The organism is Streptomyces phaeolivaceus (assembly GCF_009184865.1).
Taxonomy (GTDB): domain Bacteria; phylum Actinomycetota; class Actinomycetes; order Streptomycetales; family Streptomycetaceae; genus Streptomyces; species Streptomyces phaeolivaceus.
Window position 1 is genome coordinate 910,012 of the sequence record NZ_CP045096.1, and the last position, 21,481, is coordinate 931,492.

The window sequence follows — 21,481 nt, forward strand, 5'->3', positions numbered from 1 at the left end:
GCCGTCTCGTCGGCCGTCCCGCCGGCCGTCCCGGTCATCGGTGGGCTCCCAGCTCGGTGTACGCGCCTCTGCGGGCGATCACCACACCGATGCCGAGGGTGAGGATCAGCCCCCATACGGGCAGTCCCTCGGTCTGCAGGGCGTAGGGCGTACGGCTGGTGGCCAGGGTCGGCGCCAGCACGACGGCGGCCCAGACCGCGATCAGCGCGACGGCGGCACGGGTGACGCCGACGACTCCGCCGAGCGCCAGGGTCGTCGAGGTGAACGCCAGACAGGGCAGCAGCCACTGGGCGGCCGTCACCCCCGTCAGCCAGCCGCCCGCGAGCAACGGGGGGACGACCACGGCGAGCACGGCCGTGGTCCGCCGCAGCACCAGGGGCAGCCCGGCCCGGGGCACGGAGGCCGTCAGCTCGTACGCCGGGTCCAGTCCACGTGACCACGACGCCACGACGCCGCGACGCCGCGACGCCGAGCACGGGCAGGACGGGGGCGAGCGGCAGCACCGGCGACACCTCGCCGGAGGAGGTCCCGAGGCCGGTGCCGGGGTCGGCGAAGTCGAACAGCAGCGCGAGCAGCGTCACGGTCATGATCATGGCCAGCCAGGGCGCCATCGTGGGGGGTCAGCCACCGCGACAGCCGTGCCGACCAGCGGCGGCGGGGCAGGGGCGAGGTCGCGGCCAGCTGGGGTTCGAGGTCGGACCAGACCGCGCCGACCAGGGCGGTCACGGCGGGCACGGTCGCCGCGGTGGCGGCCGACAGCCGGTCCCGGCAGTCCCGGCACGCCTCCAGATGGGCTTCCAGGGCCCACACCTCGTCGGCGGCGATGTCCGTGTCGCCGCGTGCGTAGCCGTCGATGAGCCGCGTCGACGCGTGTTCCACGCTCATGCCAGGGCCTTCCGCATCTCGGTCCGGGCCCGGCGGGCGTGGGTCTTGACCGTGCCCTCGGGCACGCCGAGCAGGACCGAGGTCTCCCGGACGGTCAGCCCGTCGAGCGCCATGGCCTGCAGTACTTCCCTGAGTTCGGGCGCGAGGCGGCGCAGCGCGTCCCCGACGTCGCCGCCGACGGTCGCCGCGAGCGCCTCGTCCTCGGCGGCGGGCGCCACGGGCCGCGCGGCGGCGGGTGGCGGCTCCGCGTGGTGGGCCCGGCGGCGGAACGCGTCGACGAGGCGGCGGGCCGCGATCGTCCAGAGCCAGCCGACGGCACTCCCGCCGACCGCGGCCCCGGCGAACGCGCCCGCCGCCCGCCACACCGCCAGATACGTCTCCCGCATGACCTCGGCGACGATCTGCTCGTCGGCGCAGCGGCGCCGCAACCGCACCGCCGGCCACGGCGCCGTACGCCGGTACAGCTCCTCGAACGCCGCGCGGTCACCCCCGGCCACAAGCCGGACGAGACGCTCCTCGTCCGGCCCCGTCGGCGCCTTCCTGACTGATCTCACACCGACCAGACGCGGGGCCCGCGCGACGGGTTTTCCTTCGGGAGTGATCCCCGTCACAGAGGGGCGGGCGGGCCGGACAGGCGCGCGGTCACCTCGGGAAGCGGTACTTCAGGTGGGTGGCGAGCGGGGTGTGGACGACCCGGACCGTTTCGAGGTCGCGCCGCCCTGGGCCGAGATCGTCGAAGAGCCGCAGGCCCGCTCCGAGGAGGACGGGCACGACGTGCAGCTGCAGCTCGTCGATCAGCCCCTCGCGGAGGTACTGACGCACCGTGCTCGCCCCGCCCGCGATGTCGACGTTCCGGTCACCCGCGGCGGCCCGCGCGCGGTCGAGGGCCGCGTGGACGCCGTCGGTGACGAAGGTGAAGCTGGTGCCGCCCTCCTTGACCAGGGTGGGCCGGGGCCGGCGGGTGAGCACGAAGACGGGGGTGCGGAAGGGCGGGTTGTCGCCCCAGAACTCCTCGCCCAGGTCGTACATGGTCCGCCCCATGACCACGGCACCGGTGGCGTCGAACCATTCACGCATCAGCTCGGAGTCGCGGTTCTCCGCCCCGCCGGTCATGCCCTGGCGCTCCCGCCAGCTCGCCAGACCGTGGATCCACTCGAAGAGCGCTTCGGCGCCGTCGCCCCCGGGGTTGTCGGGAGAGACATCGGTGCCGGCGACGTATCCGTCGAGGGAGACGGCCAGGTCCGAGGTCACGATCATGGTCATGAGGGAAGCTCCTGTGGTCCGGCGGGCCGTTGTCGGCCCGAGGGGGTTCCGCCTTCACCCTCACGTCGATCGGGAGCGACCGCATTCGACACGCCCCGCCTGTTTCCCCGCCGGGCGGGTGATCCAGCGCCGCCGGTATTCCCGAAACCTCCGATGTCCGCCCGGGCGGGAGCGGAGTCCGGCCCTCCGCCAGGCGCCCAGCTCCGGGTATGGCGTCGGAGCGGGCCCGCCGTGAGGATGCTCCCTCGCACCACCTCGCACCACCTCGCACCACTCATGTCGCCACTCATGTCGCCGCTCATGTCGCAGTGGGTCGAAGGGGGCTTTCCCGATGGGTTCGCACGCCGCTCCGAAACGCCGTGGACGGGCACTGTGGCCCTCCATGAGCCTCCTGCTCCTGGTGGCGCTCGTCGGGGTGCCCCGGGCCGAGGGAGCGCCCGTGTCGGCCGACGCCTGCCGTGCCACCGGCACCGAACTGCCCCGGGGCGACTGCGGGCCCTTCTGGCAGGTCCTCGCGGAGGACTTCGACGGCGACCGGGTGCCGCTGGGCGGGTTCCGCGACTGCGAGCACCGGGTCGACACGTCCGCCGCGTACTGCGGGGGCCTGCGCGGGGCGTACCGCGACAACTGGTGGGCGTACCCGACCGGTTGGCGCGACACGGCGGGCGACCGGGGCCGGGACGTCGTGGGCGTCTACCACCCGGAGGACACCGTGAGCGTGGGCCCTGCGGAGAACGGCGACGGCCGGATGTCCATCCGGATGTGGCGGCCCGCCGACGGGGGTCCCGTGCACGCTGCGGCGGTGGTACCCCGTGCCGTCATGCAGATGAAGTACGGCAAGTACAGCGCCCGTATCAAGGTGACGAAGCTCGCGCCGGGCTACAAGTCCGCGTGGCTGCACTACGGCGGGGGCTGCGAGCTGGACCACCCCGAGGGCGAGTGGACCGGCGACCTCACCGCCTTCCACCATCCCTGCGGCGGCGGGGAGCAGGGCTACTTCCCCGGCGCCGACGACTGGACGGAGTGGCACACCGTGTCGACGGAGTGGACGCCCGGCCATGTGCGCTTCTTCGTGGACGGCCGCCAGGTGGGCCACGACACCCGGGACGTGCCGAACCGGCCCCTGTCCTGGGTGCTGCAGAACGAGAGCGCGCTGGAGGGGCCGGGCGCTGCTCCGGGCAGCAGCGCCCAGCTGGACATCACCTGGGTCGCCGCGTACGCGTACGACTGGAAGTGACCCGTGACCGTGGCCCGGCGGCGCTTGCCCGTCCCGCGCGCCCGGCGCACGCTGGTCTTATGGCTGTGCACGACGGGCCCGGCCCCACGCTCATCACGTCCGTGCAGCGGGCCTTCCGCCTGCTGGAGGCGGTGAGCGCGCACGAGAACGGCGCGCCGGCGAAGCAGCTGGCCCGCGAGACGGGGCTGCCCCTGGCCACCGCCTACCATCTGCTGCGGACCCTGGTGCACGACGGCTACCTGCGGAAACTGGCCGACGGCGGGTTCGTGCTCGGCGACAAGGTGCAGGCACTGCACACCACCGGCCGGGGACAGGCGCTGCTCAGCCGGGTCCGGCCGACGCTCGCCGCGCTGCGGGACGAACTGACCAGCGCCGCCTATCTGACCTTCTACGAGGACGGCGAGATCCGGGTCGCCGAGATCGTGGACAGCCCCCGGGCGCCCCGGGTCGACCTCTGGGTGGGGTTCGAGGACGCCGGGCACGCCACCGCGCTGGGCAAGTCGGTGCTGCGGGAGCTGGACGAGGAGTCCCGCAGGGACTATCTCTCCCGGCACCAGCTGGCCGATCTCACCCCGAGGACCATCACCGACGCCCCGGAGCTGCTGCGCCGCCTGGACTCGTCCCCGGTGGCGCCGGCCGTCACGGACCTGGAGGAGTACGCCCTCGGCACGGTCTGCATCGCGGTTCCCGTGTACAGCGGGGACACCCTCGGCTCGCTCGGTGTCTCGCTGCGGGCGGACCGGCTCTCCCGGCTGGAGGAGGTCCGGGCACGGCTGCTGCCGACCGCGAGCCGAGTGACCAGGGGCCTGTCACTCACTATCTGAAAAGCACCTTCTTGTGACTCCGGAGCCGATCCTCTTTCCTGGATGAAACGGACAATTCAGGAGGGCGTTCGGGAGTGCGCGCTCCGCACACAGGTGAGGACCGGCGGCGATACATGAGGCAGACCCGAGAGCTCGGCGGCGACCACGGGACCGTCCGGCAGGCCAGGAACCGAGCGTCGGCCCCGGGAAGGACGACCCGCGGCCGGATCGCCGCGCAGCTGGCCTCGGGTACGCCCGCGCTGCCCATGCTGCCGCTGCTGCCCGTCCTGATCGTCTCCGTGATCGTGGTCGTCGGCCTTCTCGGCGGCGCCGGGCTGACCTGGCTGCCGCTGCTGGCCGCCGGGCCCGCGCTGGCCGCCACCACCAGCGGGCCGCGCGGGGTGCTCTGTGTCGGGCTGCTCGCCGGGGTGCTGGGCGCGATGCTCGGTGTCCGGGACGGCGCGCCGGGCCGTGAGCTGGCCGCCGTGCTGTCCGCGCTGGTGGCCGTGACCCTGGCGAGCGGTCTGGCCAGCGCGCTGCGCGGGCGGCGCGAGCGGGTGCTCGCGGCCGTCCGCTCGGTCGCCGAGGCCGCCCAGCACGCGCTGCTCCAGCCGGTACCGGCGACGGTCGGCCCGTTCCAGGTGGCCGTCCGCTACAGCGCCGCCGCCGCGGAGGCCCGGATCGGCGGGGATCTGTACGCCCTGGTGCCGACCCCGTACGGGGTGCGCATGATCGTGGGCGATGTGCGCGGCAAGGGGCTGCCCGCGGTCGGGATCGCCGCGCTGGTGCTGGGCGTGTTCCGCGAGGCGGCGTACGAGGAGCCGGATCTGCTCGCCGTCGTCGACCGGATCGAACGGAGTCTCGCGCGCAATCTCCGCGGCGACGACTTCGTGACGGCCGTGGTCGCCGGGCACCCCCGGCCGGACGAGCTGGAGCTGGTCAACTGCGGTCACGCGGCGCCGCTGCTGGTGCGCGGCTGCGGGGTCGTCCCGGTGGAGCCCGCGTGTCCGGCCCCGCCCCTCGGGCTGCGCGCCCTCACCGGGGAGCTCCCCGCCCTGCAGACCCTGCCGTTCGGCGACGAGGATCAGCTGCTGCTCTACACGGACGGTGTCACGGAGGCCCGCGACCGCGACCGCGCGTTCTACCCGCTGGCCGAGCGGCTGGCGGTCCATCTGTCCGACGAGCCGGCCGACACCCTCACCGCCCTGCACGACGAACTGCTCACGCATGTGGGCGGCCGGCTGCACGACGACGCGGCCCTGCTCCTGCTGCGCAGGCCGACCGCTCCCGGAACCCCCGTGGTCGAGTGCGGCGCCCGGTCGCGGTCATGACCCAGGTCGCGAGGTACCCGGAGGCCGGGCAGCCGCCCGCCGTGGCGATGTCGATGTTCCCCTCGGCGTGGAACGGCGTGTCCAGCAGCCCCGCGCCGGGCGATCAGCCGGTCGTCGGGGATCACGTCGCACGCTTTCATCCCGCTGCCGACCAGGACGACACCGGCCTCGGTCACGTAGGCCTCCAGACCGTCCTTGCGGGACCGGTTGATCCGCGCGGCGGCGATGTGCTGGCGGGGTCGGGCAGATCCGTGAAGAGCAGGACCTCCGCCGCGCCCGCGTCCCGTGCCGCCCGGCTCGCCCCGGCCGTCACGGCGCCCGCGTCGCCACGGCCGCGCGGCGGGGCCGGGGTGTGGACGGGGGCCACCCGGATCTGGCCGGCGGTCATCGGGCTCAGGCCCGCCATGGAGACGGGGGTGCCGTCCGGGGTCTCCCCCACGGTGGCGTGCCGTTCGGCGAAGAGGGCGGCGGCCCGCGCGGCGGTCTCCGGGGCGAGGGTGCCCCGAGGGCAGCGGTGAACTCGTGGTGCCGGCGGACGAGCAGCGCGCGGTCCCGGCGGTCCGCGACCCGGGCCCGGCCCCGGCCCCGGGGGGAGCGGCCTCGGTGGAGTGAGGGTGCCGAGGCGGTACAGGCACTGTCGCTCGCGCAGGACCGGCGTCGCGCCGGTGTGCCGCTGCCGGGCCCGCGCGAACGCGGTGGCGGTGGCGTGGTCCGCGCCGACGCCGGGAAGGCGGTGGCCGAGGCCGGACAGCAGGGCGGCGAGGGCGGCGACCGGTCCGAGGGTGAGTGGGGTGAGGTGCGGACGGTGGGGCGGGTCCGGAGGAACGTGGCGTGGACCTCGCCCCTCCCTCCAGCAGCCCGAGCACGGGCGCCTCGGGGCCGTACGCGTCCGGCCCGCGTGTGCGGAGTGTCTCGGTGACCGTCAGCTGCACGGTGTGCGGGACCGGGCGCGAGCGCAGGAACGCCCGGCCCGCGCGAGGAAGTCGCCGAGGTCGTCGGTGAGGTCGTCGGTGAGGTGCCAGTGCCGGTCGTCCGGGCGCGTGTCCGCTGCCTCCCCCGTCCCTCGGGTGTGCTCTCCTCGCCGGCGCCGAGCGGTCATTCGCTCGCGGTCAGGGTCAGGTACGCCTCGTGCCGTACATCGGCGTTCGCGTGCCCGCGCAGCAGACGCAGCAGCGAGCGCCACTTCTCGGGCCAGCCGAGGGCGACACCCGTCGCCTTCACCAGGCCGACCGCCAGCAGGCCCGTCGCGGTGCCGCCGTCGCGGGCGAAGCCGTCGGCGGCGGTCAGCAGGGCTTCCGTGCGCCCCGGATGAGCGCGGTACGCCGAGGAGGACCGCAACCGGCCGGACGTGTGGACCGCCACCTTCACCCCCGCGCCCTCCAGGGCGTCGGCCAGGTCCCGCAGCCGTACGAGCAGTGCCGCGGGCTCCACGGTGTGGTCGACCAACTGCCCCAGCAGCTGGGCGCGTTCGGGCGCGAGCAGGGGTTCCGGCGCGAGCTGTGCCGCGATCGCCTCCAGCAGTTCGGGGCGCGTTCCGTCGACGTACCCGAAGGACGTCAGGTGCCGGAGCCGTTGCAGCGCCGGCAGGTCCCGGCCCTCCAGCGCGTCCGCGCCGCCCTCCGCCGTGTGTGTCGCGGCCAGCAGCTCGGCCACCGCGCCGTGGAACACGCTGCCCGGCGCGCCGCCGCCCACGGGGTGCGGCAGCTCGGAGGCGGCCAGGTCGCGCAGTACCCACGCCGCGTGCTGCCAGTGCCCGCGGTCGCCGAGGCCGCTCGCGGTCCGGGAGATCCGCAGGGCCAGCTCGGGCGAGCAGCGGCACCACACGCCCATGGCGCGCAGCAGGAAGTAGCCGCCGAAGCCCTCGGTGAGCGCGAGGGTCGTGTCGTACGCCGCGACGACCACGGCGGCGTAGGCGCGGCGGTGCGCCTCGGCCAACTCCCAGGGGGTGACGGCCAGGAGGGCTTCGTGCACGGCCTGGCTGTCGTCGTGCGCGGCGTCCTCCAGCAGGGTCCGGGCCTCCGGCTCGCCGAGCAGCGGCGGCAGGGCGCGGACGACGGCGGCCCGGACGTCCGGGTGGTGGTCGGGGGCGTGGAAGGCGCCCGCCAGCAGGGCGACCGCCCGCCGGGGCGGCAGGAAACGCGCGGCGAGCCGTACGGCCTCCTTGCGGGAGGTGACCTTCACGGGCCGCTCCCCGGAGAGCAACGCGCCCAGGGCGAGGGCGAGTCCGGACGGGGCGGTGTAGCGGGCGGCGCGGGCCGCCGCGTACACGGCGACCCTGGCCCGGTCGCCGCCCGAGTGTTCCAGCAGCGTCGCCAGGGTGTCGTGGGGCCGGTCGGTCCAGGGCAGCGCGCCGAGCGCGGCCTCGGCGACGATCACCTCCGTGTCGTCCCGGTGCGCGAACGCCAGGGCCCGCCCGAACTCGGCGACCGGGGCGGCGGCCCGGATCAGGGCGGCCCGCTCGTCGAGCGGAAGCGAGTCGTCCGCGACCGCCCGTCCGGCCAGTCGGACGGCCGCCCGCTGCTGGCGGGGCAGCCAGCGGTCGCTGTCGCCGAGGTCCGGCAGCGGGCGCCGGGCCCCGTCCGCCAGAAAGCGCCCGTAGGGCGGGGTGTCGCCGAGCAGGGTGTCGAGCAGATCCGTGCGCCGCCGGGTCAGCACCCGCCGTACGGACGGCAGGGCGACCGCCGACGGTTCGCGCGCGACGATCGCGGCGGCCCGTTCGTCACGGGTCGCGGGTGCGGCCAGCCACAGGCCGGCCGCCTCCCGGAACGTCTCGTCGTCGCCGCGTTCCAGGGCCGTGGCCAGCCGGTCCTGGAGTTCGGGCAGTCGCCGGGCGCGCGGGCCGAGCGCGGCAGCCAGGCCGAGCAGCAGCCGGAAGTCGGCCCGTCCGGCCCCGGCGTCGAGCCGGGGCCGCAGGGCCTCGACGACCTGGTGCTCCTGCCCCCGGCGCAGCACACGGTGGAGCGGACCGAGGTCGGGGACACCGACCCGCTTCGTGAGCCGCTCCAGCGTGCGCAGGGCCCACTCCCGCAGAGCCGCACCGCTGTCGGCCGTGTGTTCTTCGCCCGCCGCGTGCCGCCCGTCCGCCGCGTGCTCGACGAACAGGCGTACGGCGAGGGTGCGCAGCGCGGTCGTCGTGGCGGCCGAACTGTCGCGTGCCTCCAGGGCGTCGGTGGCGAGCGCGTCCAGCAGCGGGGCGTGGTCGGCGGCGAAGACCCGCGGGTGCTCCTCGGCGAGCGCGCCGAGCGCGGCGGCGCGTACCGGGTCCCGGTCGTTGCGCAGTCGGCGGACCGCGGTGGTCAGCAGTTCGGTGATCGCCTCCCGGCCGCCGTCACGGGCGGCGCAGGCCACGTACAGGGGCCAGGCGAGGGCCCGGTCGTCGGCGTCGGACCGTCCGATCGCGGCCAGGAGTTCGGGGCGGGCGTCGTCGAGCGGGCCGTGGGCGAGGGTGTCCAGGTCCTCCCACCAGTGGTCGGTGCCGTCGGACTCGGCCACCGCCCGCCGGACCTCCGCCCAGCGCTGCTCACGGGGCAGCAGGCCGAGGACGCTGAACGCCGGGCTCCAGTGGGTTCCCCCTTCGGCCATCGCGTCCACGAACGCGGGGCGCAGGCCGGGTGCCATGGCCTTCACCAGGGCGGCGAAGTGGGCGCTCCGGTTCAGCCAGTGCCGGCCCAGCGCGGCCACCGACGCGGGCTCGGCCCGCACCAGCCGCCGCAGCACTCCGGGCGGCGGCAGCGGCTCATGGCGCTGTTCACGGCGGTCGGGAGCGGTGATCCAGCGGATGACACGGTCGGCGTCGGCGGTGGCGAGAGGGCCGAGTCCGTTGTTCAGCGCGCGCGGCAGACTGCCGGGTCCGTGCCGCTCCAGCAGGGTCAGCACCCGCTCGGGGCGCGTCGGTGCGAGGGCCGCGACCGTGGTGGCGTACACGCGCCACCAGTCGTCCCTCTGCTCTCCGCCGGCCCGGTCGGCCAGGGTTCGTTCGGCGTGGTCCAGCACCGGGTCGGGGTGTCGGGACGCCAGCCGCGTCCAGTTGTCGACGGCGTGGGCGAGCCCCGGCAACTCCCGTGCCACGAACGGTGTGGAGCAGGCCGGCAGCAGCCGCGCGGCCTCGGCGTCGCCCCACTCCGCGCGCAGTCGCGCCACCAGCCGCTCGGCGAGCGCGGTACGCCCGCCGGAGGCGAGCAGCCGTGCCAGTCGTCCGCGCAGGACGGCCGGTGCGTCGTCGTACGCCGCCTCCACGGCCCGGTCGGGTACGGGCAGGTCGCGTGCGGCGCGCCGCGCGTATCCGGCGACGACCGGGTCCGGGTCGGCCAGTCGCTCCGCGAGGAACGCCGCGTCCCGTCCGACGAGGGCCGCGAACGCCGCGAGCCGCCGCTCGTAGGGGCCGCGCCCGTCCAGCTCGGCCAGCAGCGGGGCGAGCGCCTCCTGCTCCGCGAGCCCGCGGGCGGTCCGTGCCGTCAGGGCGAGGCGGGCGGGGAACGGCAGCGGTTCGAGGGCGGAGAGCAACTGCTCCGCGGTGGTGGGCATGTGGCGATTCTGCCCGGCGAGATCGGTTCGGGCGATCGATTATGCGGGGACGCAGGGTGCGGGTCCGGTGGGGCTTCTCGCGCAGTTCCCCGCGCCTCTAAGAACAACGGCCCCTGCTTTTTCAGGGGCGCGGGGAACTGCGCGACCAGCCCCCACCGGACCCGCACCCGACGAACTACCGCCGGCCACGCACCAGCAGATACAAGAAGTACGGCGTACCGATCACCGCTGTCATCAGCCCGGCCCCGAGCTGCGCGGGAGCGATCACCGTACGGCCGAGAAGGTCGGCCGTGCAGACGAGCCCCGCGCCGAGGAGGACGGCGACCGGGACCACCCGGGCGTGCCGTCGGCCCACGAGGGCCCGTGCCGCGTGCGGTGCCACGAGGCCCACGAAGCCGATCGTGCCGGCCGAGGCGACGGCGGTGGCGCTGAGCAGCACGGCCACCGTCAGGAACCCGAGCCGGGCCCGGGAGAGCCGCAGGCCGAGGAGCCGGGGGGTGTGCTCGTCGAGGGAGACGAGGTCGAGTTCGGTGCGGCGGGTGATCGCGACGACGAGGCCCACCGCCGGCACGGCCGCGACGGGCAGGACGTCCGGCATGGTCCGCCCGTACGTCGAACCGGACAGCCAGGTCAGCGCCTTGGTCGCGTTGAACGGGTCGGTGAGCACGATCAGCAGACTGATCAGGGCCGTGGTGCCGGCGGCCACGCCGATGCCGACGAGGACCAGCCGGTTCTGCTGGTAGCCGCCCCGGGCCGCCAGCCCGAAGACGACCACGGAGGCGAGGGCGGCGCCCGCGAACGCGGCGCCCGCGATGCCCCAGCCCCCGGCGACGGGCACGGTGGTGACGAGCAGGACGGCGCCCAGCGCGGCTCCGCCGGAGACGCCCAGGATCGCCGGTTCGGCGAGCGGGTTGCGGGTCACGGCCTGCACCAGCGTGCCCGCGAGGGCGAGCGCCGCGCCCGCGCACAGGGCGGCGAGGACGCGGGGCACCCGGGTGTCGAGGACGAAGGACACCGTCGGCCCGGCCCGTCCCTGCGCCCAGTTGACGACATCGCCGAGCAGGAGTTTGGTGTCGCCCAGCAGGACGCCGGCGATGACGACGCCGACGGTCACGGCGACCAGGACGGCGACCGTGACCAGGAACGCCGTACGGCTGGGGGTGCGCAGCCGGTCCGATGCCTCGGCCCCGGCCGTGTCCCGCAGCCGTAGCGCCATCACCACCAGGAACACGGCTCCGACCAGACTGGTGACGACGCCGGTGGGCACGGCGACCGCCGTGTCGGCGGGGACGAGGGCGCGCAGCAGCACGTCCGAGCCGAGGACGAGACCGGCGCCGACGAGTCCGGCGGCGGGCAGGGTGCCCCGGGCGCGGACGAAGCCCCGGAAGCGGCGGGCGAGGGGGCGGACCAGCGCGGGCGCGCACAGGCCGACGAAGCCGATCGGTCCGGCGAGGGTGACGGCCGCCGCGGACAGCAGGGTGGCGAGGACGACGACCGTCACCCGGGTGGCGCGGACGGGGACGCCCAGCCCCCGCGCGGCGTCGTCGCCGAGGGCGAGCGCGTCGACCCGACGGGCCGTCAGCGCCAGCCCGACCAGGCCGACGGCGACCACGGGCAGCATCTGCAGGACGCCGCCGTAGCCGTTCTGGCCGATGCTGCCCTGGTTCCACTGGTAGAGGCCCTCGGTCTCCTGCGGGAACAGCAGGAGCAGGCCCTCCGTCATGGAGTTGAGGCCGAGGGCGAGGGCGGTGCCGGCGAGGACCAGTCGTACGGTGCCCGTGCCGAGGCCGGAGAGGGCGAGGACGACGGCCGCCGCCAGCAGCCCGCCGACGAAGGCGATGCCGGAGGAGGCGAGCAGCGGCAGCGAGACACCGGTGACCCCGACGACGCCGAGCGCGAAGTACGAACCCGCGTTCACGGCGAGGGTGTCGGGCGCGGCCAGCACATTGCGGCTGACGGCCTGCAGCACGGCGCCCGCCACGCCGAGGACGACGCCGACGAGGATGCCGGCGGTCATCCGGGGCAGCCGGGAGGCGATCACGACCGACGCGTCTGCCGGATCGGCCCGCCCGGTCAGGGCCTTGAGCACCTCGGCGGCGCCGACGGCGGCGGTGCCCTGGGTGATGTCCACGACGGCGAGGGCCACGACCAGGAGGACGAGGCCGGCCGTCACCGCGGCCGCGCCCGACCGGGTCGCGGCCGTCGACGGACGGGTGGCGGGGGGCGTTGCGGTGACGGCCATGGCTCCGTTGCTTCTGCTACTGTTCGCTGCCGCTGTTGTTTCCGGTCCTTCTGCTGCCGCCGCGCCGGCTACTTCTTCGTCAGCGCGTCCACGACGGCGTCGATGTACGCCTCCATCGACTCGGGGCCGCCGAACATCCAGATGCCGTCGGGCAGTCGGTGCACGTCACCGGCCTTGACGAAGGCGAGGGACTTCCAGACGGCGTTCTCGGCCAGCTCGTTGGTGAAGGGGTTGCTGGTCTCGTCCTCGTCGTTGCCCATGTAGGCGAACTGGACGTCCTTCGGCAGGTCGGTGAGGCCCTCGACGTCGGTGGTGCCGAGGCCGTAGTCGGCGTCGCCCTTCACCTTCCAGGCGTTCTTCAGACCGATCTGCTCGTTGACGGCGCCGATGAGCGAGCCGCTGGTGTACGGGCGCAGGGAGACCTGGTTGGAGGCGACATAGCCGTCGGCGAAGGCGATGTCCGTGCCGTCGAGTCCGGCGTCGGCGAGGGTCTTCCTGCCCTCGGCGACCTTGGCCTCGAAGCTCTCCTTGACCGTCTCGGCCTGGTCGGTGGTGCCGGTGGCCTCGGCGATGAGATCGAGGTTCTCGAACATCTGGCCGACCTGGTCGGAGGCGTCCGCGGACTGGATGCCCAGGACGGGGGCGATCTCCCGCAGCTGCTTCACGGCGGCGGCCGGCAGGTCGGAGGAGGCCACGATGAGGTCGGGCTCAAGGGCGGCGACGGTGTCCGTGCTCGGCTCGCCGCGCGTGCCGATGTCCTTGGGCTCGTTCTTCAGCGGGACGGCCTGGTCCCAGGTCTTGTAGCCCTTGACGTCGGCGACACCGACGGGGTCGACGCCGAGGGTGATGAGGAACTCGACCTCGTTCCACTCGGTGGCGACCACCTTGGTGGCGGGGCCGTCGAGTTCGACCTTCTTGCCGGTGGAGTCGGTGAGGGTGATGCCCTCGGACGGCTTCTTGGAGCTCTCGGCCGCCGGCTCGGTGGTGCCGCAGGCGGCAAGGGTGAGCGCCGCGGCGGTGGTGGCCGCGGTGAGCAGGAGACGTCTCATGAGGTGGAGCCGAGCCTTTCGGTTGGGGTGGTGCGGGTGTGGTGACGGCCGATCGGGCGGGTGCGCAGCCGGCCGGTGAGAGGGTCGGTGTCGACCTCGATGCGGATGCCGTAGACGGAGGTCAGACGCTCCGGTGTCAGGACGTCCTCGGGCAGCCCCTCGGCGACGATCCGGCCCGCTTCGAGGAGCGTGATCCGGTCGGCGACGGCCGCCGCCTGGTCGAGGTCGTGCAGGACGACACCGACGGCGATCCCGTGGTCGTCCGCCAGATCGCGGACGAGGTCGAGGAGTTCGACCTGATAGCGCAGGTCGAGATAGGTCGTCGGCTCGTCCAGCAGGAGCACGCCGGTCTCCTGGGCGAGACAGCCGGCGAGCCACACCCGCTGCAGCTGCCCGCCGGACAGATGGTCGGCGCCGCGTTCGGCGAGGTCCGTGACACCGGTGAGCGCGAGCGCCCGGTCGACGGCGGCCGTCGCGTCCGGATCCCGGCGGCCGAAGCGGCCCCGGTAGGGGTAGCGGCCGAACTCGACGACGTCCCGCACGGTCAGTCCGCTGGGCGTGGGCCGGCCCTGCGTCAGCAGGGCGACGTGTCGCGCGAACTCACGGGCGGTCAGCGCCAGTCCGTCGGTGTCGGCGTCGATCCTGAGTGCCGCGTGCCGGGCCCGCTGGAGCCGGGCGATGGTCCGCAGGAGCGTCGACTTCCCGCTGCCGTTGGGACCGACCAGCGCGGTCACCTCACCGGGCCGCAGTCCGATCGCGACGTCGTGCACGACGTCCACGCCGTCGTACGACACGGTCACATCCGTGGCCCTCAGTTCATGGCCGCGGAGCCTCGGGGTGTCGGCTGCTTCCTCACCAGATCTCACATACGAAGGTTAGCCTAACCTTAATTTTTGGCCGACAGGGGTCCCTCTTCGGCCGGATTCAGCCGGTCTGCCAGGACGCCGGATCCCAAATCCCGGAGCGGCGCAGCGAGGCCGGGCAGTGCAGATAGATCTCGTCGATCTCCAGCACCAGGGCCAGCGCGGGCCGCCGGTCGTCCACGGCCATCGCGTCGAAGAACGGGGCGTCGGTGAGGATGCGGGCCCGGCCGTTGACCCGCAGGACCTCCTTGCTGCCGGGTATCAGGTACAGCAGGCCGGCGTGCGGGTTGTCGAGGATGTTGTGGAAACTGTCGCCGCGCCGGTTGCCCGGCCGGTCGGGCAGGGCTATCACGCCGGCGTCGACGACATGGGTGAACCCCGGCCCGTCCCCGCGCGGCGAGACATCGCAGTTGCCCCGCACGTCGGAGGTGGCCAGCAGACAGAGCGGGGAGCGGGCCAGGATGCCCCGGTCCTGCTCGGTGAGCCGGTCGTGGACCTTCTCGATCACCACGGGCCAGGGCTCGCCCAGCAGTTCCCGCAACTCGTCGGCCGACCCCAGCTCGACCCAGCCGTCCTCGGCCGCTGCTTCCGGCCCGCCCCCGGCGGTGGTCTCGATCGTGCGCGGCAAGGCCGACCCCCAAGGTGTACGCGTCCGGCGGTGACTGCGCCTCGGAGCCGAGGCGCAAGTCAGGTCAGCCTAATCACATGATCGGTGCATGGTCCAGGTAGTCGGTCCCCGGCGCCAGACCCAGCCGGTCCGGCCCCATACCCGGCGTCCGGCGCCAGACCCGGCGGGTCCGGCCCCACAGCCGGCGGGGCCGGACCCGAGCGTGCCCGCTGCCTAGCGGCCCCGGCGCCCGCCGCCGGTCGGCGCCGCCGGCAGGACGAGGCCGAGCACGAGGACGCCCAGCCCGCACCAGGAGGCGGCCGGCAGGCGTTCACCGAGGACGGTCACCCGAGGACCGCCGCCACGGCGGGCTCCCCGAGGGGGCCGGTGCCAGCGAGCCGGCGGTCCCGGTCGTGCCCCACAGCACGGCCGCGACGAGGATGGGGGCGGGGCCGTGGCGGAGCGGGGCGCGGGCGGCCGGTGGCCGGGCGCGCGGGGGTCAGAGGGGTCGTACGGTTCGGCACAGTCGTGAACTTCCGTCGTCGTGTGCGTCGGGGACCGGATCCGGGACGGGCGCACGACAGCGGCCCCTGACCGCCCTGCGGGGCGGACGGGGCCGGGAATCAAACCGTCGGTGTCGGCGCCCGGTCAGGCGCCGGGCGGCGGCAGTACGACGTGCCCGTAGGTGTTCACACGGCGACGGCACTACGGAGCGGCGACCTTCCCCTTCTCCCGGCCCCGGCCCCGCCCCCGCTCAGCCCAGCCCGAACCTCTCGGCGTGCACCTGTCCCCGGGGCACGCGCAGCGCGCGCAGACCGCTCAGCACGGCCGTGGTCATCCCGGGCGGGCCGCAGACGTACACATCGCGGTCGGTGATGTCGGGGACCAGGGCCAGGAGACTCTCCGGTTCGAACGGCGGCCTCCCCTCCCCCCTGCGGCCGGTGAGCAGACGGAGCCGTCCGCCGCGCGCCGCGACCAGTGCCCCCATCTCGTGGATCAGGACCGCGTCCCGCTCGCTGCGCACCCGGTAGAGCACGACGACGTCGCCCGCGGGTTCCTCCTCCAGGAGGGCACGGACAGGGGTGATCCCGACCCCGCCCGCGATCAGCAGGACGCCGGGCCGGGTGCGGTGCAGAGAGGTGAACGCCCCGTACGGCCCCTCGACGAACACCCGGGTCCCGACCGGGAGATGCCGCAGACCGGCGCTGGTCTCGCCGGCCGCCTTGGCCGTCAGCCGCAGCGTACGGCCGTCGGGCGCAGCCGACAGCGAGAACGGGTTCGCCGACCACCAGTGGTTGTGTCCGGGGAACCGCCAGACGCAGAACTGCCCGGCGCGGGCGGGCAGTCTGTCGAGGTGACGGCCCGTGACATGGACCGACACCACGTCGTGCGACTCCGGCACCACCGCCACGACCCGGAACCGGTGATGGAGATTCCGCCACACCGGCACGACGACACGCCCCGTCAGCAGGGCACCGAACGCGAACAGCCACAGCGCCCACCAGTAAATTCTGGCCGGCGCCGAGGAGTTGAACGTGGTGGTCTCCAACAGCTGGTGCGCGAACGCCAGTCCCAGCGCCACGTACAGCAGCAGATGCAGACCGTGCCAGGTCTCGTACCGCAGCCGCCGCCGCACCCGGCGGGTGGAGACCGCGACGATCACGACGAGGAACGCGGCGGCCCACATGCCCAGCAGCGAGGCGGGGACACCGGCCAGCGCGAGGAACGTCCTCCCCATCGACGCGTCGTCCAGCCGCGCGTACCCGAGCACCACCAGCACGGCGTGTGTGAGGACCGTCCACAGCAGGCCGGAGCCGACCCACCGGTGCCACACCGTCAGCCGGTCCATGCCGATGCGGCGGTCCAGCCACGGCAGCCGGGCCACCAACAGCAGCTGGAACAGCATCAGTACGGCGGCGTGCAGCCCGAAGAACTTGGCGACCGTGAGCACCTCGTTCTTGCCGGAGCCTTCGGTGACGAAGAGCACCTCGACGATCACCAGGTTGACGAGGACGAACGTCCACAGCGCCCGGCGCGCCGCGACCACCGGCGGTACGGTGCCCCGCCGGACACCTGATGAGCCTGTCGCCCCCATCGCTCCCCCTCACGGATCGAGACCGGAACGCACGGCCCGAGGACGCACGGCCGAGGACGCACGGCCGAGGACGCGCGCTGGAGGGCTACCCACGGAGTGGCCGATTCACGCGCCGTGGCCACGGCCGCGGGACCACCGTCGCCGAGATCTCCCGGCCGTCGCCGCCCGAGCGACCACGGCCGCGTAGGCTTCGCTCAGCATGGACACGGCGGGGGCGGAGCACATGACGAGCGAGTCGGCACAGCGGTGGGGTTCGACCCTCGATTCGGTCGCGGTGTACGCGCGGGGCGCGCTCTGCCGCCGCCTCGCCCGTGGCCTCGTGCCGCCCGACGGCCGGGTACGGGTGACGGGACTCCCCCGCTCCCTGGACCCGGCGTCCCTGCGGGCCCGGGTCCTCGGCGCCCCCGGGACGCGTGTCACCGAGGCCCGGGTGGACGTCGAGGCCGAGCCGCTCGGCGCGGACGCCCCCGACGCCCTGCGGGGCGAGGTCGAGCGGCTGCGCGACGCGTGCGCGGCGGCACGGGGCCGCCGGGACCGGCAGCTGGGCCTGATCGAGGAGATCAGGGCGCTCCACCCGGTCCCGCCCGCCCGCAAGCGGGACGACCCGCACCGCCGCACCGCGGTCGACGCCTGGCTGGAACTCGCCGACTTCGTCGACGAGCGGCTGACGGTACTGCATCTGCGCCTCGTCGAGCTGGAGAAGGAGCTGCACGACGTCGAGCACCAACTCGACGTCGCCGCCGACCGGTTGGCCCGTGCCTCCACCGACGCCCCGGCGGCGCATGTGGAGACCACGGTCTGCGCGCTGCTGACCCTCGACGGCGCCGGGGGCACGGAGGTGGAGCTGGAGGTGGAGTACGGGGTGCCGGGCGCCGTCTGGGTGCCGACGTACCGCCTGACGCACCGCCAGGGCGACGACACCGGCAGGCTGGTGCTGCGTGCCTCGGTCGCCCAGCGGACCGGCGAGGACTGGACCGGTGTCCGTATCGCGCTGGCCACCGCCGATCTGCGGCGCCGCACCGATCTGCCGAGGCTGCGCTCGATCCGCGTCGGACGCCGTCAGCCCGCCTCCGCGCCCTCCGGCTGGCGCGAGCCCCCGTCCGGGCTCGCCGACCTGTTCACCGGGTACGAGACCGCCGGGCCCCGCCCCGCCGCGACCGGCGCCCGGGGGGCCGTCGCGGCCGGGGCCGCCTCCGCGGGCGCCGCGGGTGGCCCCGTTCCCCCACCGCCTCCTCCCCGGCCGTCGGCACCGCAGAGCTACGGCGGGCCTCCGGTGATGGCCCCGGCGCCCGGCGGCGCGCAGGGCGCGCCCCCGGAGCCCCTCGCAGGCGCCATGCCCGCGTACGCGCGGCCGGCCGCCGCCCGACCGGGCGGCGCGCCACGTGCCCAGGCCATGTCCTTCGAGGCCGCCCCCGCCCCGAAGGCGCCCGCGGCTCCCGGCCGGTCCGCGCCACCGCCCCCTCCGGCACCGGCGTCCGGTCCGCCGAGGCCGAGCGACACCGAACTGGACTACGCCGCCCTCGTCCTGTGCGGCCCCGACGACCAACCCGGCCACAGGGGACGGCTGTTCCCCGGCTCCTCCTACGACCCGGTGGCGGCCGAGCACCGCCGCCGCGCCGAGGCCGTGGCCGAACTGCCGTTGCCCGGACAGGCCGTGCGGCCCCGAGAGTCGGCGGGCTCCTTCGACCACCGCTTCGACGCCGCCGCCCGCGCCGACATCCCCTCGGACGGCACCTGGCACACCGTCACCGTCGGCGAGATCCCGGTCGGCCTGCGCACCGAGTACCTCTGTGTGCCGTCCGTGGAGCAGACCGTGTACGCGACGCTGGTGCTCTCCAACGCCACCGACCAGGCGCTGCTGGCCGGTCCGGTGGAGGTCACCGTCGACGACGACTTCCTGCTGACCGCCGCGCTGCCCACGCTCGCCCCCGGCGCCGTCCGCCGGGTGGGGCTCGGGCCGGCCGAGGGCATCCGGGTCACCCGCCGTACGAATGTGCACGAGGCGACCTCCGGTCTGCGCGGCAACACCACCGTGCTCGACCACCGTGTGCACGTGGAGCTGGCCAACCGGCTCGCGCGGCCCGTCACCGTGGAGGTCCGCGAGCGGGTGCCGGTCACCTCGGAGCCGGGCGTGCGGATCGACGAACGAGCCGAGGCCGGCTGGACGGCACCCGAGGAGGGCACGGGGCCCGACCGGCACGCGCCGGGCACCCGCGTCTGGCGACTGGACCTGCCCGCAGGCGCCACCGCCGCCCTCGACGGCGGCTACGAGATCCGCATCCCGACCGGCAAGGCCCTGGCCGGCGGCAACCGCAGGAGCTGACACACCCCATGTCCACGGCCCCGAAGCCGATCCCCCTCCCCGTCACCGCCGTCACCTGCCTGGAGGATCGCGCCCACGTCGAGCGCACCACCGTGCTCGACCTGACGGCCGGCGTCCAGCGGCTGCGTCTCGGACCGGTGGCCGCGCTCGCCGTCGACCGGACCCTCCACGCCGAACTGACCGGCGACCACTCCGCGACCGTGCTCGACGCGCGGATCGTCCGCGCCTGGACGCCACGCGGCCCGCTGCCGCCCACCGACGACGACTCCGCGCTGCGCCGTCGCGTCCACGCCCTCGAAGAGGAGCGGCAGGGCCTGGAACAGCGACGCGACCGGCTGCGGGCCCGCCTCGACCTGCTGGGCCGGCTCGCCGCCGATCTGCTGCGGGAGATCGGCGAGGGAACCGGTTCCGGGGAGAGCGAACGGCCGCGCTGGGCCCGCGAACTGGACCGGGTGGACGAGGAGCGCGACACGTACGCCGAGCGACTGCGCGCCGTGGAGGCCCGGTTGACCGCCGTCGCCACCGAACTCACCGCGGTCGAGCGGGCCATGGACCTCGCCGAGGACGAGCCCGCCGAACTGCTCGCCCATGTCGAGCTGACCGTGGAGGCCGCGGTCGCCGGACCGGTCGGACTGCGGCTGAGCCATCTGACCCCGTGCGCGCTGTGGCGGCCCGCCTACCGTGCCGTGCTCGACGGGGACTCCCTGACGCTGGAGACCGACGCGATGGTCTGGCAGCGCACCGGCGAGGACTGGTCGGACGTACGGCTGACGCTGTCGACGGCACGCTCGGCGCTGGCCGGTGATCCGCCGCGGCTGCGCGTGGACCGGCTGACTCTGGAGGACCGCTCCCCTGCGGAGCGCCGCACGGTCGACGTCGAACTGCGCGAGGAGGAGATCGGGGACCTCGGGCCCGCCCCGGTGCTCGGTCTGCCCGGGGTGGACGACGGCGGCGAGGCGCGGGTGCTGAGGTCCCCCACGCCGGTCTCCGTGGCGGGGGACGGCCGCGCCCACCGGGTGCCGCTCTCGGTGTCCACCACGGCCGCGAGCAGCGAGTACGCCTGCTCGCCCGAGGTGTCGCCGCTGGTCAACCAGGTGGTGCGGTTCGACAACCGGTCCGGGCACGCGCTGCTCGCCGGGCCCGTGGATCTGGTCCGGGGCAGCGGGTTCAGCGGTCGCGGGACGCTGGAGTTCACCGCCCCCGGCGCCCCCGTCGAGCTGGCCTTCGGCAGCGGCGACGACTTCCGGGTGGCCCGGCACACCGAGGAGTCCCGTGACTCCGCCGGAATCACCCAGCGGACCGTGGTCACCCGCACGGTCCGGCTGCATCTGTCCCGGTTCTCCGCCCCCGGGGAGCACGACGAGCGGCTCGTCGTGCTCCGGGAGCGGATCCCGGTCTCCGAGGTCTCGGCGGTCGAGGTGCGCCTGCGGAAGGACGCGTGCTCCCCGGCGCCCGACGCGGTCGACGCCGAGGGCATCGTCCGCTGGGAGGTCCCTCTCCCGCCCGACGGGCACCGCACGGTCACCCTGGTCTACGAGCTGTCGGCGAGCGCCAAGGTCACCGGGCTCTGAGCGGCGCGGGCCGCGAGCGGGCCGTGAAGGGCCCGCCGCCCGGACGCCGTGGGGTGCGCCCGCTGGTCAGCTGCGGCGTTCGGCTCGCCGCGGGGCCGGAGGGGAGTACGGTTGCGGTATCGAGTGCACCTCGCATGCCGTCATCCGTTTCGGCGTCGCCCTCGGGGAACGGCAAGGGCCGGACCGCTTCGGATCCGACCGGAAATGAGCCGCACCATGTCTCCTGACACCTGCCTTCGCGTCGGCCTCCCCGTCTCGTTCCCCGTCTCGTTCCGCGTCTCGTTCCCCGCCTCGTTCCGCGCCCCTCGGTAGCGGAGATCTCCTGATTCCCGAGGTGTTCCCCGATGTTCCGGAACCTCGCGCACGCCCTGGACCGAACAAGAGGACACAGGACACATGTATTCACAGGACGCGATCTCCGGCCGCCGCCGCGGCCGCCCCGAACCGACCGCCGAGATGCTCTCGGGGCTGGCCTGTCTCATCTGCGGCACCGACTACCGCGGCGCGCCGGACACCGAAGCGGTGGTGGTCTCCCACCGTGACGACAAGCAGCAGCTCGCGTGCCACGGGACGTGCGCACGGATGGCGAGCGGATCGGTCACCGGTCTGGACGAGGCGCCGCTCCCGATGGACGAACGCCTGCGCAGGCATCGCACCGACCGTGCCTGACCACGAACATGAAACGACG

15 protein-coding genes and 2 pseudogenes are annotated in these 21,481 nt (G+C 74.7%); 7 read left to right on the forward strand and 10 right to left on the reverse strand.

What is annotated here, in order from left to right; all coding sequences use genetic code 11:
- Positions 1 to 34: 34 nt before the first annotated feature.
- From F9278_RS04505 to F9278_RS04515, 3 genes and pseudogenes are all read right to left on the reverse strand, one after another.
- Positions 35 to 885: pseudogene (locus F9278_RS04505) on the reverse strand (zf-HC2 domain-containing protein).
- Positions 882 to 1,439: an RNA polymerase sigma factor gene (locus F9278_RS04510; protein WP_152167102.1), complete on the reverse strand. Its 558-nt coding sequence runs from the start codon at positions 1,437 to 1,439 to the stop codon at positions 882 to 884. The pseudogene F9278_RS04505 and the gene F9278_RS04510 overlap by 4 nt, the downstream one beginning before the upstream one ends.
- Before the next feature lie 88 nt (positions 1,440 to 1,527).
- Positions 1,528 to 2,142, reverse strand: a complete 615-nt coding sequence (locus tag F9278_RS04515) for a dihydrofolate reductase family protein (protein ID WP_152173695.1) — start codon at positions 2,140 to 2,142, stop codon at positions 1,528 to 1,530.
- Between the two features lie 388 nt (positions 2,143 to 2,530).
- On the opposite strand from F9278_RS04515, the gene F9278_RS04520 reads away from it, so the two are divergent.
- From F9278_RS04520 to F9278_RS48640, 4 genes are all read left to right on the forward strand, one after another.
- On the forward strand, positions 2,531 to 3,385 hold the full coding sequence (locus F9278_RS04520) for a glycoside hydrolase family 16 protein (protein WP_226966633.1): 855 nt from the start codon (positions 2,531 to 2,533) through the stop codon (positions 3,383 to 3,385).
- A 59-nt stretch (positions 3,386 to 3,444) separates the two neighbouring features.
- Entirely contained in the window at positions 3,445 to 4,209 is a 765-nt protein-coding gene (locus F9278_RS04525; protein ID WP_152167104.1) for an IclR family transcriptional regulator, read from the forward strand.
- A 113-nt stretch (positions 4,210 to 4,322) separates the two neighbouring features.
- Positions 4,323 to 5,519 (forward strand): PP2C family protein-serine/threonine phosphatase, encoded by a 1,197-nt coding sequence (locus F9278_RS04530; RefSeq protein WP_404818855.1) that lies wholly within the window; start codon positions 4,323 to 4,325, stop codon positions 5,517 to 5,519.
- Positions 5,516 to 6,037 (forward strand): hypothetical protein, encoded by a 522-nt coding sequence (locus F9278_RS48640; RefSeq protein ID WP_404818856.1) that lies wholly within the window; start codon positions 5,516 to 5,518, stop codon positions 6,035 to 6,037. Before F9278_RS04530 ends, F9278_RS48640 begins: the two co-directional genes overlap by 4 nt.
- A gap of 404 nt (positions 6,038 to 6,441) precedes the next feature.
- On the opposite strand, the gene F9278_RS46845 is transcribed toward F9278_RS48640, so the two are convergent.
- From F9278_RS46845 to F9278_RS04575, 7 genes and pseudogenes are all read right to left on the reverse strand, one after another.
- Entirely contained in the window at positions 6,442 to 6,618 is a 177-nt protein-coding gene (locus F9278_RS46845; protein WP_226966634.1) for a hypothetical protein, read from the reverse strand.
- Positions 6,615 to 10,043, reverse strand: a complete 3,429-nt coding sequence (locus F9278_RS04545; protein ID WP_152167105.1) for a hypothetical protein — start codon at positions 10,041 to 10,043, stop codon at positions 6,615 to 6,617. Before F9278_RS04545 ends, F9278_RS46845 begins: the two co-directional genes overlap by 4 nt.
- 175 nt (positions 10,044 to 10,218) lie before the next feature.
- Positions 10,219 to 12,357 (reverse strand): annotated as a pseudogene (locus F9278_RS04550) (iron ABC transporter permease); the annotation flags it as partial.
- Complete coding sequence (locus tag F9278_RS04555) at positions 12,354 to 13,334, reverse strand: iron-siderophore ABC transporter substrate-binding protein (protein WP_152167107.1); 981 nt, start codon at positions 13,332 to 13,334, stop codon at positions 12,354 to 12,356. The gene F9278_RS04555 and the pseudogene F9278_RS04550, both read right to left, overlap by 4 nt.
- Positions 13,331 to 14,200, reverse strand: coding sequence for an ABC transporter ATP-binding protein (locus F9278_RS04560; RefSeq protein ID WP_152167108.1), 870 nt, complete (start codon positions 14,198 to 14,200; stop codon positions 13,331 to 13,333). The genes F9278_RS04555 and F9278_RS04560 overlap by 4 nt, the downstream gene beginning before the upstream one ends.
- A gap of 58 nt (positions 14,201 to 14,258) precedes the next feature.
- Positions 14,259 to 14,825 carry an MSMEG_1061 family FMN-dependent PPOX-type flavoprotein gene (locus F9278_RS04565; protein WP_152167109.1) on the reverse strand — a complete coding sequence of 189 codons (567 nt, stop codon included), beginning with the start codon at positions 14,823 to 14,825 and terminating at the stop codon, positions 14,259 to 14,261.
- Positions 14,826 to 15,558: 733 nt separating this feature from the next.
- Positions 15,559 to 16,899: a ferredoxin reductase family protein gene (locus F9278_RS04575; RefSeq protein ID WP_152167110.1), complete on the reverse strand. Its 1,341-nt coding sequence runs from the start codon at positions 16,897 to 16,899 to the stop codon at positions 15,559 to 15,561.
- 223 nt (positions 16,900 to 17,122) lie between these two features.
- On the opposite strand from F9278_RS04575, the gene F9278_RS04580 reads away from it, so the two are divergent.
- The 3 genes from F9278_RS04580 (at position 17,123) to F9278_RS04590 (ending at position 21,462) form a co-directional block, all read left to right on the forward strand.
- Complete coding sequence (locus tag F9278_RS04580) at positions 17,123 to 19,222, forward strand: DUF4139 domain-containing protein (protein ID WP_152173697.1); 2,100 nt, start codon at positions 17,123 to 17,125, stop codon at positions 19,220 to 19,222.
- A gap of 8 nt (positions 19,223 to 19,230) precedes the next feature.
- A complete protein-coding gene (locus F9278_RS04585) occupies positions 19,231 to 20,793 on the forward strand; it encodes a mucoidy inhibitor MuiA family protein (protein ID WP_152167111.1) in 1,563 nt (520 codons plus the stop codon).
- A gap of 396 nt (positions 20,794 to 21,189) precedes the next feature.
- Complete coding sequence (locus tag F9278_RS04590) at positions 21,190 to 21,462, forward strand: hypothetical protein (protein WP_152167112.1); 273 nt, start codon at positions 21,190 to 21,192, stop codon at positions 21,460 to 21,462.
- Positions 21,463 to 21,481: the final 19 nt, after the last annotated feature.

Coding starts and splice junctions, on each gene's coding strand:
- F9278_RS04515 (WP_152173695.1), bottom strand. CDS start 2,142: ATGATCGTGACCTCGGACCTGGCCGTCTCCCTCGACGGATACGTCGCC.
- F9278_RS04520 (WP_226966633.1), top strand. CDS start 2,531: ATGAGCCTCCTGCTCCTGGTGGCGCTCGTCGGGGTGCCCCGGGCCGAG.
- F9278_RS04525 (WP_152167104.1), top strand. CDS start 3,445: ATGGCTGTGCACGACGGGCCCGGCCCCACGCTCATCACGTCCGTGCAG.
- F9278_RS04530 (WP_404818855.1), top strand. CDS start 4,323: ATGAGGCAGACCCGAGAGCTCGGCGGCGACCACGGGACCGTCCGGCAG.
- F9278_RS48640 (WP_404818856.1), top strand. CDS start 5,516: ATGACCCAGGTCGCGAGGTACCCGGAGGCCGGGCAGCCGCCCGCCGTG.
- F9278_RS46845 (WP_226966634.1), bottom strand. CDS start 6,618: ATGACCGCTCGGCGCCGGCGAGGAGAGCACACCCGAGGGACGGGGGAG.
- F9278_RS04545 (WP_152167105.1), bottom strand. CDS start 10,043: ATGCCCACCACCGCGGAGCAGTTGCTCTCCGCCCTCGAACCGCTGCCG.
- F9278_RS04555 (WP_152167107.1), bottom strand. CDS start 13,334: ATGAGACGTCTCCTGCTCACCGCGGCCACCACCGCCGCGGCGCTCACC.
- F9278_RS04575 (WP_152167110.1), bottom strand. CDS start 16,899: ATGGGGGCGACAGGCTCATCAGGTGTCCGGCGGGGCACCGTACCGCCG.
- F9278_RS04580 (WP_152173697.1), top strand. CDS start 17,123: ATGACGAGCGAGTCGGCACAGCGGTGGGGTTCGACCCTCGATTCGGTC.
- F9278_RS04585 (WP_152167111.1), top strand. CDS start 19,231: ATGTCCACGGCCCCGAAGCCGATCCCCCTCCCCGTCACCGCCGTCACC.
- F9278_RS04590 (WP_152167112.1), top strand. CDS start 21,190: ATGTATTCACAGGACGCGATCTCCGGCCGCCGCCGCGGCCGCCCCGAA.